We start from the raw sequence: 16,127 nt of genomic DNA on the forward strand, positions 1-16,127 counted from the left end.
GGCGCACCCCGAAAGCTAACCTGATTAGCTTTCGGTGCCGCGCAAGCTACTACGCCCGGCTCCCGGAAAGGAAGGGGTGCCGCACATCTCCTCCTCGCGAGGCCTCCGCGCTGCACCCGCTCGCAACGGAGGGGGAGCGGAACAGGATCTAGGATCGACGGCGTCCGCGTCCCGACGACACCCCTCCCGAGGTGGCCCAGGAATGCCCCGCCAGCCGTTGATCTCCCGCGCCGCGGCGGTCACCGAAGCCGTGCACCTCCTGGACGAGCACGGCGCCGGCGCGCTGTCGATGCGCAGCGTCGCGCAGCGACTGGGCGTGCGCAGCCCATCGCTGTACAAGCACTTCCGCGACCTCGACGACCTGCTCGACGCCGTCGCCGAGGGCATCATCGACGGACTGCTCGCCGACCTCTCGCACGAGACGACCTCGTGGCGGCGCGAACTGGACCAGCTCGCCCGCGCCTACTACCAGACCTTCCAGCGGCACCCGCACGCCATCTCCCTGGTGATGGGCCGCCCCCTGCGCAGCACGAGGTCGATCGCCGGGCTCGACGCGCTGCTGCAGATCCTGCTCGACGACGGGTGGAGCACGAGCAACGCGGGACGCGCCCTGCTCCTCGTCGAGTCCTACGCGCTCGGCGCCGCGGTCACAGCGGCCAGTGCGGGGTTCGCCGCCGCGGACGGCGAGTGCGACGAGCACCCCGCGCTGTCCGCGGTGCTGGCGGACTCCCACCAGCACCTGCAGCTCGGCGCGCGGGATTTCGAGCACGGCTTGGCGATGCTGCTCGACGGCATCGCCCGCGAACTCGCCCCGCCGGCGTGACGGCGACCGAGGACACCGCTCCGGCGGGCGCGGTGCGGACACGCCACTCCGGAACCGCGGCCGTTCCCAGAACACCGGAAGAAATCGTGCGCCCCAGAACGGTCAGCCACCCCGGAAACGGAATCCGCGGCGAATGCGCAGAGAGTCCACAACCGCCACCGCGCGGAAACGCCGCGGATGCGCCACCAATTCGCTGGATCCGAAAATTCCCGTGACGTATCATTGAGTGAAATGAGCACCGAGCACCGAGCACCGAGCACCGAGCACCGAGCACCGAGCACCGAGCACCGAGCACCGAGCACCGAGCACCGAGCACCGAGCGTGGCAGACGCTGCCGGGGCAGCGTTCCGTGCTGGTGGTAGCGCGCACGGTCGCGGCGTTGACGCGGCTGCTCGACGTGGTGACGTTGCTGCGCGCTGACACGCGGGTGCAGGTGCGCTTCACCGACGACCCTGACAACCCCGCGCACTTCAGCACCGGGACCCGCGAACTGCTGGAATCACTGGAGGTGGACCTCCTGCCGTGGAATCAGGTGCTCGAGGAGCGCTTCGACCTCGTTCTCACCGCCAGCGAAAACGACCGGATCGAACACGTGCGAGCGCCGGTGCTGCTGTTTCCGCACGGACTCGGATTCCAGAAATACTACCCCGGCTCGGAAACGGTAGCGGGAATGAATCCGCACCGGCTGGTGCGCCGGGGAGAGGTGCTTCCGTCGCTGATCGCCCTGTCGCACGGTCAGCAGCGGCGCGAACTCGCAGCGGCGTGCCCAGCGGCGGCCGAGCACTCCGCGGTGGTCGGCGACCCCTGCGTGGACCGGCTGCTGGAGAGCCGGCACCTCGCCGAGGAATACCGCTCCGCGCTCGGGGCGAGCGGGGCGCGACTGGTGCTCCTGGCCTCCACGTGGGGAAGTCATTCCCTGTTCGGCACCGCCCCGTGGCTGGCCGAGCGGTTGCTGGAGGAGTTGCCGCTCGACGAGTACCGCGTGGCGCTCGTCCTGCACCCCGGGGTGTGGTCGGCCCACAGTCCTTGGCAGATCCGCACGTGGCTGGCGCGCGCACGTGCGTGCGGCCTGCGGTTGCTCCCGCCGCAGGAGGGCTGGCGGGCGGCCGTCACAGCTGCCGCGTGCGTCATCTCCGACGAGGGCTCGGTGGCGCTGTACGCCGCTGCCGCGGACAAACCCCTCCTGCTGGCGGGCACGCCGAGCGCGTCCACAGTACCCGGTTCTCCGCTGGCGGCGCTCGCCGCGAAAACACCGTCCTTGGACTTCCACGCACCCCTGCGGGAACAGGTCGACCAGGCGGTGCGCGAGCACGCACCCGGAGAGCACGAGGCGATCGCGAGCAGCGCGGTTGCGCACTCCGGGGAGTCCGCACCGCGGGTCAGGAAGGCCCTCTACCGCACGCTGGAGCTGCCGGAACCCGCCGCGGACCCGGTCTTTCCCCCTGTTCCACCGCCCGGCCCCGAGTACTCGACGCCGGCCGTGCTCGTCGCCGGCGGCACCCTGTCAGCAGCGCGGGCGGCCCTCACCCGCCATCCCGCGACCGACGCGGGACGGGCCCCGCACGAGCACCTCGATCACCGGCACCTCGTGGCCGACGTCCACCGCGCCGACCGGCGGCACCTGGAGTCGGCGAGCGTCCTGCTGCTGCGGCTCGAACCGGGCGGCACGGAGCAGTTCGACGGCGTCGCGCGGTCCGCGCTGGCGAGGTGGCCGCACGCCGACACGGCCGCTGCCGCCGTCGACGGCACGACGTGCCTGGTGGCGGTGCGCGGCGGCCCCACCGTGACGATGGCACTGCACGGGCGGGCCCCTGCTCCGGACCCGCTGGTGCTGGCCTCGCTGGTGCACGTGCGGATGCGGCGCGACGGAACCCTCCCGGCACGCGACGAACTGCACCTCGGCGAGCGGGTCCTGCACGTCACGGTTGCTCCCGCGGAAACCGGTTCAACTCCCTGAGGTACACCTCGGCCTTGCCGTGCCCGGCCTGCTGGTACCACTTCGCCAAGGATCCCCACAGCGAGCGGGCGTGCGCGTAGTCCCCCCGCAGGCACGCGATCCTGGCTTCGATGTCCTGCCACTCCGCTTCGTACTGCGTGGCGGCACCGTCCGGCACCAGGGCGCGGGACTCGTGCACCGCGGCTTGAGCGCGTTCCGGGTCCTGCTGGTCCACGTAGGCCTTCGCCCGCACGGTGTGCACGCGGGACAGGTTCCGCGGTTCCAAGCGGTGCGCCGCCTCGGCCTGCTCCAGCAGCCGCAGCGCCCCGGCGGGCCGAGCGCTCTTCACCTCGACGTTGGCCAGCATCCGCAGGTGCAGCGCGAGAGCGCGCGGCGGACCGCAACGCCGGTCGAGTTCCACCGCGGCCGAGAAGGCCTCCCGCGCCGGGGTGTAGTCGTAGTGGCCCGCCGCTTCGGCCCACTCCTCGTACAGGCGCGCGCGGAACTCCAGCACCGAGGCCTCGACATCACCTCTGCCCAGGCCCGCGAGCAGCCCCGCGGCTTCGTTCAGTTCGGTCTCGGCCCGCGGGAAGTCGTGCAGCTGGGTGGAGATGCGACCGAGCATCGCGTGTCCCCGCGCCTGCCACGCCGGTTCGCCGAGCGCCTCCGCGCTGGCGATACCGCAACGGGTGACCCGCTCGCACGTGCGGTGGTGGCCGCGCCGCAGCAGCACGAGCTCGAAGGCTCCGCTGATCCGGCACACGTCCTCGTGCAGACCTCGCTCGTGGGCCAGCTCAGCGAGTCCGGCCAGCACGTGCCGCTCGTCCGCCAACCACGCGATGGCCTCGGTCCGGCTCGCCGTCCACGGCGCGCAATCCGGTTTCCGGTACGCGCGCTGCCGCTGACCGTCCTCCAACGCGTGATCGGCGGCCACAGCGGTGTCCACGTAGTACCGGAGCACGCGGGCCACGGCGCTTTCGCGGTCCACCTCGAGGTCCGCGCGCTGACGCAGGTAGACGCGCGTCAGGTACGGCAGGCGGTAGCGGCCCGGCGCGCCGGGGGCGAGGACCCCGGCGTCCTGGGCGAGGTCCAGCACAGGCCTGGCCGGGGCGCCGAGCCAGAGCGCGGCGCTGTCGACGGTGAAGTCGGAACCGGGGTGCTCGGCCAGCAACCGGCACTGCCGCACGAAATCGTCGGGCAGTTCCGCGAAAGTCGCGTCGAGGCAGAACTGGACCAGCTCCGCGCCGCGCTGCACCCCGCTGCCGGACAGCTCCTCGAGCAGCTCCGCCACCGGCTGCCGTTCGTACCGGCGTCGCTGCAGGACGGTGCCGGCCCCCTCGACCGCGTACGGCACGTAGTCCGTCACCTCGAGCAGCCGCGCGGTCGCCGCCGGCTCGGCCTCGAGCTTCTCCCCGCCGCACTTGCTGGCCAGCAGCTCCCAGGCGCCTTCCTCCTCCAGCCCGAGGAGCTCCCGACACCGCTCCGCGGGATACCGCAGCCGGAACTCCTCGGCGAGGAACCGCGTCGCGGCCAGGGTCAGGGTGTGGCCGGAGTCCGCAGGCAGCACCGCGTCGAGCTCGGCGGTGCCGAGCACGTTGTCGCACACCAGCAGCAGGGAGCGGCGCGCCGTCACCCTGCGGTACTGCTGGTCCAGCGCGGCCGGGGCTGTTTCGAGCACCTGCACGCCGAGCTGGCTGAGCACCTCGCGCTGCACCGCCGAGACGGCGAGGGCGTCCCCGTCGCGGTGTTCGTCGAAGTCGACGTAGGCGTCGTCGCCGAACCGGCCGTGCAGGTCCTCGGCGAGTTGCCGCACCAGGCTGGTCTTGCCGATGCCGTGCTGCCCGGAGAACACCAGCACCCCGTGCAGCGGCGTCTCCGCGACGGCGCCCCGCACTCCGTCGCGGTCGAAGAACGGGACCGAGCGGTCCCGCGAGAGCGTCATCCCCCGCGCCGGGTTGGCGGCGATGTGCGCCTCGACCAGCTCACGCGCCCCCTCGGGATCGTCCCGGGAGTATTCCTCCAGCAGCCGGGCCAACTCGTCCGGGTCGGCGAGCACGTCCTCGTCGCTCACCCCGCGTGAGCGCAATTTCTGCCACACCGACTGCGCGAGCGACCCCGCCGCGGACAACGCCACCGAGGTCCCCGCACTGGCCATGTCGCCCGCGACGGTGCCTGCGAGCTGCTCGAAGGTCTGGTCCACGCTGCACTCCCCTCATGATCATCCACATGCTAGGGCAGCACGAGCGCGGGACGAAACCCGCACCGGCGGACACGGTGCGTGATGAACCGCGGTTCCGCGCGCCGGGCGCCACCGGAGCGACCGTCCCCTGTACACGGAAACAGCTCCACGAAGGAGGGTCGCCCCGTGCAGAATGGACGACTTCCAATCTGTCCTCAACAACTTGTTGAGAGGCCTGGTGGCGGCCCCGCAGGGGGCGAATGATGAATATTTGTCGAATATGCCTGCTTGACTGCGCAACCGGCCGGGCCCAGACTTCGGTCTGAACTGCGGAACCCGCCTTCCGCATCGTGGATTCTTTGCAGGCGAGTCGGTCGCCGGACCCCTGCTCGAAGGAAGGGACAGCCGTGCACGAGGGAAGCGAGACCGCGGCCGCCGCGCCGCGGAAGGCGAAGAAGTCGTTCCGGATGCCGCACATCTACGTCATCCTCTTCGCCTTCAGCGCACTCGCCGCCATCACCACCCACTTCGTCCCCGCCGGGCACTACGACCGGGTTCCGGGTCCCGACGGGAAGACCGCCATCGACCCCGATTCCTTCCGCCTCATCGAGTCGGACCCGGTGGGTCTGGTCGGGTTCATGACGGCCGTCCCCAACGGATTCATCGCGGCCGCCGAAGTCGTGTTCTTCACCTTCATCATCGGCGGCATGTTCATGGTGATCCGCGAAACCGGGATCATCGAAACCGCCGTGGACAAGCTGACCCGCCGTTTCGCCGAGCGGCGCGTCCTCGTCATCCCGGTGCTCATGGTGCTGTTCGCCGTCGTCGCCAGCCTCATCGGAACCCAGGAACTGGCACTGGTGTACGTGCCGGTCATCCTGCCGCTGATGATCGCGCTGGGGTTCGACTCGATGACCGCCGCCGCCGTGGCGCTGTGCGCGACCTCCGCGGGGTTCACAGCGGGGGTGCTGAACCCGATCAACACCGGCCTGGGGCAGAAGATCGCCGGTGTTCCGGTGTTCTCCGGCATCCCGCTGCGGCTGATCGTCCTGGTCCTGCTCCTCGGCACCGCCATCGCCCACGTCATGCGCTACGCGTCGAAGGTCCGGGCCTCCCCCGAGCGGAGCCTGGTGCACGGAGAGGCCGAGGAAACCGAGAAGCAACGCCTCTACCAGCACTCCCTGACCGAAAGCGCACGGACCTTCAGCCCGCGGCAGAAGGCGGCGGGCCTGGCCGCGCTCGCCCTGTTCGGCGTGCTCGTGTGGGGCGTGCTCGCCCGGGGCTGGTTCATGGTCGAGATGTCCGGGCTGTTCATCATCATCGGCATCGCGGCCGGTGTGATCGCGGGTCTGACCGCGACCCAGATCTGCGAGGCATTCAACAAGGGCCTCAGCCAGGTGCTGGTCGGCGCGATGATCGTGGGCGTGGCCCGCGCCGTCGCCGTCGTGCTCGAAGAAGGCCGGATCATGGACACGCTCGTGCACGGCCTGGGCGAGCTGGTGGGCGGTTTCCCCGGCGTCCTCTCGGCCGTCGGCATGTTCCTCGCGCAACTCGGGTTCAACTTCCTCGTGCCCTCCGGCAGCGGCCAAGCCCTGGTCACCATGCCCATCATGGCGCCGCTGTCCGATGTGCTCGGTGTGACGCGCCAAACCGCCGTGCTCGCCTACCAGCTCGGCGACGGGCTCGGCAACATCCTCTACCCGACGTCGGGCTACTTCATGGCCGCGCTCGCCCTGGCCGGAGTCCGGTGGGACAAGTGGGTCCGCTTCTTCCTCCCGCTGTTCGCGATGTGGATCCTCATCGCCGCGGGATTCACCATCTACGCCCAGGCGACCCTCTGGAGCGGGTGAGGCGGTGAGAGCTCGTCGCCGCGGACCGCGCTGCGAGCGGGCGGTCCTCACCTGGCGGCTCCCGCGTTCCGGGAGGCGGCCGCGACCAGCTCCACCGCTGCCGCGGACCGCGGACGCGCCAGCAGCGCCCCCGTCGCCGCGGTCTCGACGCACCTGCCGCGCTCGAGGACGTGCACCTCCTCGGCGATGCTCGACAGCGCCGCGAAGTCGTGGCTGATCACGACCAGGCTCGTGCCCGTGGAGGCCGCCGTCCGCGCGAGGACGTCGAGCAGCTCCGCCCGGGTGACCGCGTCGAGCGATGCGGTGATCTCGTCGCAGACGAGGACGTCCGGGTGGGCCAGCAGCGACCGGGCCAGGGCCGCGCGCCGCAGCTGCCCGCCGGACAGCCCGTCCGGCCGTCGCTCGACGTGGGGCGCGTGCAGCCCCAGCGAGGCGAGCATCGCCAGCGCTGCACGACGGGACTCGTCCGCGGAGAACCGCAGCAGCAGACGCGCCGTCCTGGCGACCTGGTCGAGCACCGGGCGGTGCTCGTCGAAGGACGAACGCGCGTCCTGGTGCACGTACTGGACCCTCCGCCGCTGGTCCGCGGTGCGTCGCCGCGCCGCGGCGGGCAGCGGAGAGCCGTGCAGGCGGAGCCGGCCGGCGTCCGCGGAGGTCAGCCCCGCCAGGCACCGCCCCAGGGTGCTCTTGCCCGCTCCCGAGGGCCCCGCGATCGCGACGTGCCGGCCGCGCTGCACGGAGAGATCCACCTCCGCCAGCACCCGGGCCCCGCCTCGCGACGTCTTCCCGAGTCCCTCCGCGGTGAGCACCGGCACCTCCTCCTGGTCCGCCGCGGGGACCTCCCGCGGAGCGCCCGCCGCGGAGGGTTCCGGCAAGCGCGGTTCCGCGGCCAGCAGAGCACGGCTGTGCTCGTGCTCCGGGGCGCGGAGCAGGCGCGCTGCCGGACCGTGCTCGACCGCGCGTCCGCGCTGCAGCACCAGCACCTCGTGCGCCAGTTCCCGCGCGAGGCCCAGCTCGTGGGTGAGCACCACCAGTGCCGTGCCGCCAGCGGCGAGAGCGGCGAGCGCGTCGGCCGTGCGCGCCTTCGCCGCCGTGTCCAGACCGGTGGTGGGTTCGTCGAGGACGACGACCTCGGGATCGGTGATCAGCACCTGGGCGAGCGCCGCCCGCTGCTGCTGCCCCCCGGAGAGCTGGTGCGGGTAGCGGCGGAGCACCTGCTCCCCGGCCGGCAACCGCGCCGCCTGCAGCGCCTGCTGGATCGCCTCCCGCCGCGCCGCGCGCTGCCGGTGCCGGAGAGCGGCCAGCTCCGCCAGCACCTTCCCCACGCGGCGGGCCGGATCGAGCGCGGCGGCGGGGTGCTGCGGCAGGTAGCCGAGGACGCCTGCGCGGGCCGCGCGGCGCGCGGACGTGGCGATTCCGAGCAGCTCGGTCCCGCGCAGGCGGGCGCTCCCCACCAGGGCGGTACCGCGCGGCGGCTCCCCCTGCAGGGCGAGGCCGAGCGTGGTCTTGCCGCTCCCCGACTCGCCGAGCACGACGAGGACCCGCCCCGCGCGCACGTCGAGGTCGACGCCGTCGAGGAGCCGGTGCGACCCGGCGCTGGCGCTGAGGTCGCGCGCCGCGAGCACCGGTGCGCTCATGCCGTCACCACCTCCCTGCTCGCCAGGACGCGGTCGACGACGAGGTTGAGGCCCGTGCACAGGGACACCAGCAGGGCCGCCGGGACCACGACCGCCAGCGGCTGCAGGAACAGCGCCTCCCGGTTGCGCTCGACGAGCACCGCCCAGTCGCTGGCCGCCGACGTCATCCCGATGCCGAGGAAGTTGGCCGAGGCGATCAGGTAGAGCACCGCGCTCAGGCGGCTGCCCGCATCCACCGCGACCGGACCGAGCACCGAGCGCCCCACGTATCCGATGTGGACCCGCCACCACGGTTCGCCCTGCATGCTCATGGCCTCCACGGCGGTGCGGCACCCCGGTGCGAGCGCGGCGCTGCGCACCAGGCGCACGACCCCCGGCAGCTGCAGCACCGCCACGGCGACCACGACGGCCGCCGCTCCGCTCGTCCCACCCGCGGCCAGCACCAGCAGAACCAGGAGCCCGGGCAGCGCGAGCAGCAGGTCCAGCAGGCGCAGCACGGCCTCGTCGAGCCAACGACTCCCCCAGCCCGCTGCGACGAGGGCCAGCGGCGCTCCGACGGCGTAGGACAGCAGCAGGGCCAGCCCGGCGAGGCTCAGCACGGAGGTTCCCCCGGTCAGCGCCAGGGCGAGCACGTCGCGCCCGAGAACATCCGTGCCGAGGGGGTGAGCGGTGCTCGGGGGGAGCAAGGGGTGCGCGGCGGAGCCGGTGGGGCCGGCCACCAGCGGCCCCGCGGAGGCCGCGGCGAGCGGCACCGCCAGCAGGATCCGCCCGAGCACGCCTGCGATGCCGGGCCTGGGTGGGCGCCGCACGTCACAACACCTCCCGTTGCGGCACCAGCCGGTGCGCGGCGAGATCGGCGAGCAGGTTGACGAGCACCGTCGTCAGGGCGAAGACCAGGGCGTAACCCTGCACGGCGGGCAGGTCCCGCGCCCGGACGGCCTCGAGGAATCCGGACCCCATGCCCGGCAGGGCGAACAGCGCCTCGACGACGACCACCCCGCCGAGGAGCCCGTCGACGGTGCGGGCGAGCTGCTGGACCGCGGGGACGAGCGCGTTCGGCAGCACGTGCCCGAGCACCACCCTCCGCTCGGGCAGGCCCAGCAGGCGCGCGTGGACCGCGTACTCGGCGCGCGAGCACTCGGCGACGCCGATGCGCACCTGCCGCGACAGCGCGCAGAGGTGCTTGGCCGCCAGGACCGCCACCGGCAGCACCAGCACGGCCGGATCGGACAGCAGCGACCACCCGGACAGCCCGGCCGCCGTCGCGGGCAACCATCCCCACCGGACCGCCAGCAGCCCGACCAGCACGAGCCCGAGCGCGAACTCCGGCACGGAGGTCAGCAGCACCGTCGCGGAGTTCAGCGCGCGGTCCGCGCGCGAACCCTCCCGCAGTCCGCTGCGGACTCCGATCACCAGCGCGAGCGGAAGCACGATCACCAGTGCCGGGATCGTCAGCAGCGCGGTGGTGGCGGCGTCGCGGGCGAGCTGCTCGGCCACCGGTGTTCCGGTCAGCAGCGACGTTCCGAGGTCCCCGCGCAGCAGCGCGCCGATCCAGTGCAGGAACCGGACGGGCGGCGGGCGGTCCAGGCCGAGCTGTTCGCGCAGCGCGGCCACCTGCTCCGCGTCGGCGTGCTCGTCGAGGATCACCGCGGCGGTGTCCCCGGGCAGCAGGGAGGTCAGCGCGAAGACCACGACCAGCACCGCGAGCGTCTGCGCACCGGCGGTGAGCAGGCGCCCGGTCACGTACCCGGGCATCAGCTCAGGTGCGCCCGGTCGAAGCGGGCCCAGTCCAGGGAGTTCGGCGGCGCGGCGCGCATCCCGCGCAGCGCGCTGGAGACGCCGACGTTGTAGTCGCTGAACCCCCAGACCAGCATTCCGCTGTCGTCGCGGGCCCGCCGCTGCGCTTCGCCGAGCAGGCGGGCGCGCTCGGCCTCGTCGGCCGTGCGCAGCGCGCGCCGGAACACCGCGTCGAACTCCGGGGAGGCGTAGCCGGTGTAGCTGCTCTCCGTGCCGCCGCTGAGCACGCGCTCCGCCAGGTAGGTCACGATCGGCAGCGCGGCGGTGCGGACGTGGGCCGCCACGCCGTGCTCGGTGATCTCGGAGTAGTACGCCTCCGCGGACCGCTGCCGGGGCGCGGCCTCGACGCCGATCCCTCCGAGCTGCTCGGAGATCAGCGTCGCCGCGCGCTGGAAGTACGGGTCTGCCGTGCTCGTGTCGAGCGGGAACGCCGGATTCCGCATCCCGCCCGCGCGCAGCAGCGCGCGGGCGCGCTGCGGGTCGTGGTGGCGCTGCCGGAGGCCCTGCGGGTAGTACTGCAGTCCTCTGCCGAAGAGGTCGTCGCCCAGCTCGCCCCGTCCGCTCAGGACGGTCTCGACCAGCTGCCGCCGGTCCACGCCCAGCTGGATCGCCCGCACGAGGCGGCGGTCGGAGAACGGGGGTCGGTCGACCTTGAGGGACACGGCCTGCATCGTGGCACCGGGTGCGGCGAGGACACCGGTGCGCCGGTCCCGTTCCAGCAGGGTCGCCGAGTTCGCGGTGACGTCGGGGGCGTAGTGGATCTGGCCGGACAGCAGGGCGTTGACGCGGGCGCTCTCCTCGTCGAGGGAGACGAACTCCAGCTCGGCCGGTGCGGGTTCGCCCGTCCAGTGCCCGCTGAAGGCGGTGAGCACCGCCGAGGAGTTCGGCTCGAAGGAGCGCAGGCGGAACGGTCCGGAGCCGATCGGTGCGGAGAAGTCGGTGCTCCCCTCCGGCACGATCTCGGCCGCCGGTCCGCCCCAGGCGACGGGGAACTCGAAGTTCGGTTCGTGCAGCACCAGTTCGAGCTCACGCTGCGAGGAATCCCGGCTCGCGGTGAAATCCACGCCGCGGAATCCCGAACGGGCCGGGGATGCGGTGGCGGGATCGGCGATGCGCCGGTAGCTGTAGAGCACATCGGCGGCGGTGACCGGCCGGCCGTCGTGGAAGCGGGCGCGGCGCAGCCGGACCCGCCACCGGCGGCCGGTGGCGTCCGGCTCCCACGACTCGGCGAGCCGCGGCACGAGGCGCATGTCGTCGTCGTAGCCGACGAGCCGGTCGAACAGGGCCTTCGCGCGGGCCTGGTCGACGAACATCGAGCTGGTGTGGGGGTCGAGGGACTCGGTCGCCCCGGCCGTGGGGAATCCGGCGCGGATGCGCTCCCCCGCCCCACCCGGACCGCCGGGGCCGCAGCCGGCGAGCGGGACTGCCGCGGCGGCCCCCAACGCCGTGGTCAGCAGGCGCCGTCGGTTCCACGGCCCGCCGTTGCCGTGCGCGGCCATGATCACGTGCTCCTTCCGGTCGGTGCGGCGGACTGCTCGGGCTCGTCCGCGGTGAGCAGTCCCCGGCGGTGCATGCGCGCTGCCCCGGCCGAACCGGCCAGACCGACCAGCAGCAGCGCTGCCCAGGGACCCCATCCGAGGTGCGTTCCCCGGGCGCCGTCCAGCAGCGTGCCGCTCACCCAGCTCACCCCGGCGGCGATCAGGCTGGAGACGAGGTAGTAGAAGCCGTAGTAGGTCCCCGCCAGGCGCTGGCTGCCCACGACGGGGAGCAGCTCCATCGCGAAGGGGTTGGTCACGGCCATGCCCACCGTGAACACGACCGTGGTCAGCAGCAGTGGCAGGCACGCCACCACCGTCGTGAGGCCGGGTGCGGTGGGCTGCTGCGTCGGCAGCAGCGGGCTGCTGATCATCAGCGGCACGAACGACAGGCCCATGGCGGCCAGCCCCAGCACCACGCACCTGCCGGGGCTGAACCTCCGGCGGCACCAGTCGGTGATGCGCACCTGCCCGAACACGCCGATCACCGTGGACACGGCGAACACGCCGGCCGTCGCACCGGCGAACCCGGACACGCGCTGCGCCTCCAGCGGCAGGGCGAGGTAGAGCTGGTTGTACAGCCCGAAGTAGGCCGACAGCGCCAGGGTGAACGCGACGAAGCGCCGATTGGCCACCACCTCGCGCCAGCTGCCGAGCACGCTCGTGCGCTGCGCTTCGATCGGCCGGGCGGGCAGGACGAACCACTGCAGGACCGTCAGCACCGCGAACACCGCGCAGGCCAGCAGCGCGACGGCGCGGAAATCGGTCGCCAGCAGCGCGGCTCCGAGCAGGGGACCCGCGAACGTCCCGGCGTGGCCGAAGACGTTGAACACCGCGAAGGCCTCGGCACGCCGATCGCCGGCCTCGTGCATCAGGTAGGTCCGCACGGCGGGGTTGAACAGGGCCCCGGCCAGCCCGGTGAGCACCGTGGCGAGGACCAGCCCCGGCAGGGAGGTCAGCACGCCGAACAACCCGAACGACAGCACGCGCAGCGCACAGCCCGCGATGATCATCGGGCGGCAGCCCAACCGGTCCGCAGCGGTTCCACCGAGCAGGAACATGCCCTGCTGGCTCAGGTTCCGCACCCCCAGCACCACACCGACCAGCGCGGCACCGTATCCGAGGTCGTCGGTCATGTAGGAGGCGAGGAAGGGCAGCAGCATGTAGAAGCCCAGGGTGATCCCGAACTGGTTGATCACCAGCAGCCTCGCCGGCCACGACAGCATCCGGAATCCGCTTGTTCTCACGAGTTCTCGTCCTCTTCGCACACGTCGCAGCGCTCGCGCGCCGAGCTCCGCCGGGGGCAGGGGTCGGTGATGGTGCCGCACCTGCTCCACCCCAGCGGTGCGGCGGCGGCCGGGTCGTCGACCTCGACCGGCTCCGCGGCGCTGTGCCCGTCCAATCCGTTGCGCTCGCGGAAATCGTCGTCGTAGATCGTGTCCCAGTAGCGGTGGGGACCGTCGGGGAAGACCGCGACCACCTCGTGCAGGCCGGCCTGCTGCGCGCACCAGGCCGCGACCGTGGCGGCGGCGCCGGTGCTCCACCCGCCCGTGACGAAGGCGTGCCCGGCCAGCCTGCGGCACGTGTCGACGGCCTGCGCCGCGCCCACCCAGTGGACCTCGTCGAAGGCGCGGTAGTCGACGCCGCCCGGGTGGATGCTGCTGCCCAAGCCCCGCATCAACCGCTCTCCGGCGGGATGGCCGAACACGGTCGAGGCCGGCGCGTCCACGCCCACGATCCGCACCTCGGGCCGGTGCTCGCGCAGCACCGCGGCGATGCCGGCGCTGTGCCCACCGGTGCCGACGCTGCACACCACGGCGTCCAACCGGTCGAACTGGTCCACGAGCTCCAGCCCCAGCCCCCGGTAACCGGCGGGGTTGTCCGGGTTGTTGTACTGGTCCGGCCAGTACGCGCCGGGAAGCGAGTCCACCAGTTCGCGGACCCGGTCGCGCCGCGCCCGCTGCCAGCCACCCCGCGGGTGGGGTTGGCGCACGACCTCCACGCGCGCGCCGTGCGCCCGCAGCAGCGCGCGCGTCATCCCGTCGAGCTCGTCATCGGCGACGATGATCAGCGGGTGCCCCAGGGCCGCGCAGACGTAGGCCAGCCCCACGGCCAGGGTCCCGCTGCTGGATTCCACGACCGGTGCTCCGGGCAGCAGCTCGCCCCGGTGGCGCGCTCCGTCCAGCATCGACAACGCCGCTCGGGCCTTCATGCTCCCGGGAGCGAGTCCTTCCAACTTGGCCCAGAACCCCGGGTGCCGGCGCGGCAGCGGAGTGTCCACACGCACCGCGGGGGTGTTCCCGATCAGGTCCAGCAGGGAGAGGCACTTGGCGCCGCCGGTCTTCGCGCCCGCGTGCGTCAGCGTCACGGCCGACCACCGCCCGCGGCCGAGTAGAGGTGGATCTCGGTGGCATCGCCGGTGAGCCAGAAGAAGGGGTACGGCTCCGCCGACAGGGCGTCGACGCCGGAACCGAGCAGTTCCCGCGCGACCGCGCTGCCGGTCTGCGCGAACATCGTCAGGGCGAGACCGCGGTCGCGGCACAGCCCGGCGATCTCGTCGAAGGTGTCGTTGCCGAGCACCATCCCGGAGGCGAGGACCGCCCGGGCTCGGCCGATCGCCTGCCGGTGGCACTGCAGCACAGGTTCGTCCCACTCGGTTCGCCCGCCCCTGAGGTCGCAGGCGACGTAGTCGACACCGCGCTCGCGCAGCGCCGACAGCAGCGAGTTGACCACGCCGATCACGGCGACGCGCCCGCCCGCGGGCACGTGCACGAGCTCCGCGACCGCCCGGGCCCGGGCGGTGGACTTCTCCAGCGAACCTCCCGGAGGCAGCCGCACCGTCCTCCTCCGCGGGTCGCTGATGTGCGGTCGCACGCAGGTGAGGTACGCGTCGAGCGCGGCCACCCGCACGGCGGGTTCGGGGTGGGACAGCAGAGCGTCGACGCGGCAGCCGACGATCTCCTGCACCTCCCGCTCCCCGAGCTCACCGGGTTCCACGGCGCACGAGCCCACGGCATCGTGCACGCGGATGCTGAGCACCGTGTTGACGTAGCTGCTCCTCCTGCCGGAGTGCTGCGAGCCCTGCGCGGTCAGGAACGCGACCGAGGCGCTGAAGGACTGCGGGAGGTCGTCGCGGTCCCGCGCGAACTGCCCGCCCAGCGCGCGCTGCGCCAGCAGGTCCGGCGAGGTTCCGTTGCGTCCGGCCGGGGCCGAAGCGGTCGAAAGCACAGTCGTCTCCGTACGATCCACGTGAGTTGAGGGATTGCCAGCGGTGCCGGGGCTTTTCACGCGCCCTGCGGGTCCACCGCCGCACGCGGGTCGTTCGGGGACGGCCGTGCGGTGCACGTGTCGTGACGCACCTGTGTACCTCCTTCGGGGCTCCGCGACCCCGCTGCGAGTCGGCGCGACGGCGTCAGTGTCCTGACTCGTGGATCCTCGCCGCCCCTCCGGCCTTCCCACCGGGCTCTCCGGCAGTGGCCGCGGGTGGAGGGGAGCTCCCCACTCACAGTGGCGGGACCGTGCCGGATTCGCACCGGCTTCCTGGCCGCCGTCGCAGTACGTGATCCAGAAGTACGCAGCCGCCCCACCGGATGTCAAGCCGCCCGAGCGGTTCCCCGCCGGTGCCACCGGAACGCCCGCGCACCGCCGAACCCGGCATGAGCAGCTGTTCCCCGCGGAATCTCGCGCTTTCAGCATCGATTTTGCTGTTGCAAGCGTGTTGCATTAGTCTCGGACACGTGGATCGGAACGGACGTTCGAGGAGTCAGGACATGCCCGGGGGAAGCGATCGAGCGCTCGGCGACTACACCGTGCGGCGCGCACGCCTGCACGACGTCGAGGGAGCGCGCACGCTCATGCTCGACACCTTCTACCACGTGCTCGGCCACGGTTACGTCCCCAGCTGGCACGCCGACGTGATCCACCTCGAGGACACCTACTTCCGCACGCCCGGCCACGCCCTGTTCGTGGCCGCGCTGGAAGACGAGGTCGTCGGAACCGCATCCGTGCGCTCGGACGGGCCGAAGAGCCCACCGCATCCACAGTGGATCGCCCAGCGCTACGGCACCGCGGAGACGGCGCAGATCTTCCGCACCTACGTCCGCCCCGAGCACCGCAGGAACGGCCTGGCCCGCGCGCTCGTCGACCTCGCCTGCGAATTCGTCGCCGCGGCCCCCGAGTACACCACGCTCTACCTGCACACGAACCCGGCCGTGGACGGGGCGGAACCGTTCTGGCGCAGCCTGGCCACGGAGATCCACGACGGGCGGCAGGACGGCCGGCACAGCCCGTCCGTCCACTTCGAACTCCCCGTGCGCCCGGCCGCGGTGTGAAGCGCTTCCGGCGAACCACAGTGGATGGAGGAGTTGCGG

12 protein-coding genes and 1 riboswitch are annotated in these 16,127 nt (G+C 72.6%); of the genes, 4 read left to right on the forward strand and 8 right to left on the reverse strand.

Annotated elements, in window-relative coordinates; all coding sequences use genetic code 11:
- Positions 1 to 202 precede the first annotated feature (202 nt).
- The gene (locus tag ACYVJE_RS03530) at positions 203 to 823 is read left to right on the forward strand and encodes a TetR/AcrR family transcriptional regulator (protein ID WP_461143239.1); all 621 of its coding nucleotides are present in this window, start codon (positions 203 to 205) and stop codon (positions 821 to 823) included.
- A gap of 349 nt (positions 824 to 1,172) precedes the next feature.
- Positions 1,173 to 2,780 (forward strand): hypothetical protein, encoded by a 1,608-nt coding sequence (locus ACYVJE_RS03535; RefSeq protein ID WP_461143240.1) that lies wholly within the window; start codon positions 1,173 to 1,175, stop codon positions 2,778 to 2,780.
- On the opposite strand, the gene ACYVJE_RS03540 is transcribed toward ACYVJE_RS03535, so the two are convergent.
- Positions 2,743 to 4,959 carry an NB-ARC domain-containing protein gene (locus ACYVJE_RS03540; RefSeq protein WP_461143241.1) on the reverse strand — a complete coding sequence of 739 codons (2,217 nt, stop codon included), beginning with the start codon at positions 4,957 to 4,959 and terminating at the stop codon, positions 2,743 to 2,745. The two genes, ACYVJE_RS03535 and ACYVJE_RS03540, sit on opposite strands and share 38 nt — an antisense overlap.
- A 386-nt stretch (positions 4,960 to 5,345) precedes the next feature.
- Between ACYVJE_RS03540 and ACYVJE_RS03545 the strand changes: the two genes are divergently transcribed.
- Positions 5,346 to 6,788, forward strand: a complete 1,443-nt coding sequence (locus ACYVJE_RS03545) for a YfcC family protein (RefSeq protein WP_461143242.1) — start codon at positions 5,346 to 5,348, stop codon at positions 6,786 to 6,788.
- 47 nt (positions 6,789 to 6,835) lie between these two features.
- Here ACYVJE_RS03545 and ACYVJE_RS03550 read toward each other — a convergent pair whose 3' ends face one another.
- The 7 genes from ACYVJE_RS03550 to ACYVJE_RS03580 are packed head-to-tail and all read right to left on the reverse strand — an operon-like array spanning position 6,836 to position 14,985.
- Positions 6,836 to 8,425 carry an ABC transporter ATP-binding protein gene (locus tag ACYVJE_RS03550; RefSeq protein ID WP_461143243.1) on the reverse strand — a complete coding sequence of 530 codons (1,590 nt, stop codon included), beginning with the start codon at positions 8,423 to 8,425 and terminating at the stop codon, positions 6,836 to 6,838.
- Positions 8,422 to 9,234, reverse strand: coding sequence for an ABC transporter permease subunit (locus ACYVJE_RS03555; protein ID WP_461143244.1), 813 nt, complete (start codon positions 9,232 to 9,234; stop codon positions 8,422 to 8,424). Before ACYVJE_RS03555 ends, ACYVJE_RS03550 begins: the two co-directional genes overlap by 4 nt.
- Position 9,235: 1 nt before the next feature.
- Positions 9,236 to 10,180, reverse strand: coding sequence for an ABC transporter permease (locus ACYVJE_RS03560; RefSeq protein WP_461143245.1), 945 nt, complete (start codon positions 10,178 to 10,180; stop codon positions 9,236 to 9,238).
- Positions 10,180 to 11,721: an ABC transporter substrate-binding protein gene (locus tag ACYVJE_RS03565; RefSeq protein WP_461143527.1), complete on the reverse strand. Its 1,542-nt coding sequence runs from the start codon at positions 11,719 to 11,721 to the stop codon at positions 10,180 to 10,182. The genes ACYVJE_RS03560 and ACYVJE_RS03565 overlap by 1 nt, the downstream gene beginning before the upstream one ends.
- A gap of 2 nt (positions 11,722 to 11,723) precedes the next feature.
- Positions 11,724 to 13,004, reverse strand: a complete 1,281-nt coding sequence (locus tag ACYVJE_RS03570) for an MFS transporter (RefSeq protein ID WP_459159766.1) — start codon at positions 13,002 to 13,004, stop codon at positions 11,724 to 11,726.
- Positions 13,001 to 14,125 carry a PLP-dependent cysteine synthase family protein gene (locus ACYVJE_RS03575; RefSeq protein WP_461143246.1) on the reverse strand — a complete coding sequence of 375 codons (1,125 nt, stop codon included), beginning with the start codon at positions 14,123 to 14,125 and terminating at the stop codon, positions 13,001 to 13,003. The genes ACYVJE_RS03570 and ACYVJE_RS03575 overlap by 4 nt, the downstream gene beginning before the upstream one ends.
- Positions 14,122 to 14,985, reverse strand: a complete 864-nt coding sequence (locus ACYVJE_RS03580) for a Rossmann-like domain-containing protein (protein ID WP_461143247.1) — start codon at positions 14,983 to 14,985, stop codon at positions 14,122 to 14,124. Before ACYVJE_RS03580 ends, ACYVJE_RS03575 begins: the two co-directional genes overlap by 4 nt.
- A 185-nt stretch (positions 14,986 to 15,170) precedes the next feature.
- Positions 15,171 to 15,300, reverse strand: a riboswitch (cobalamin riboswitch).
- Positions 15,301 to 15,527: 227 nt separating this feature from the next.
- Here ACYVJE_RS03580 and ACYVJE_RS03585 point away from each other — a divergent pair.
- Positions 15,528 to 16,088, forward strand: coding sequence for a GNAT family N-acetyltransferase (locus ACYVJE_RS03585; RefSeq protein WP_461143248.1), 561 nt, complete (start codon positions 15,528 to 15,530; stop codon positions 16,086 to 16,088).
- Positions 16,089 to 16,127: the final 39 nt, after the last annotated feature.

It is taken from the genome of Salinifilum aidingensis, assembly GCF_054782015.1.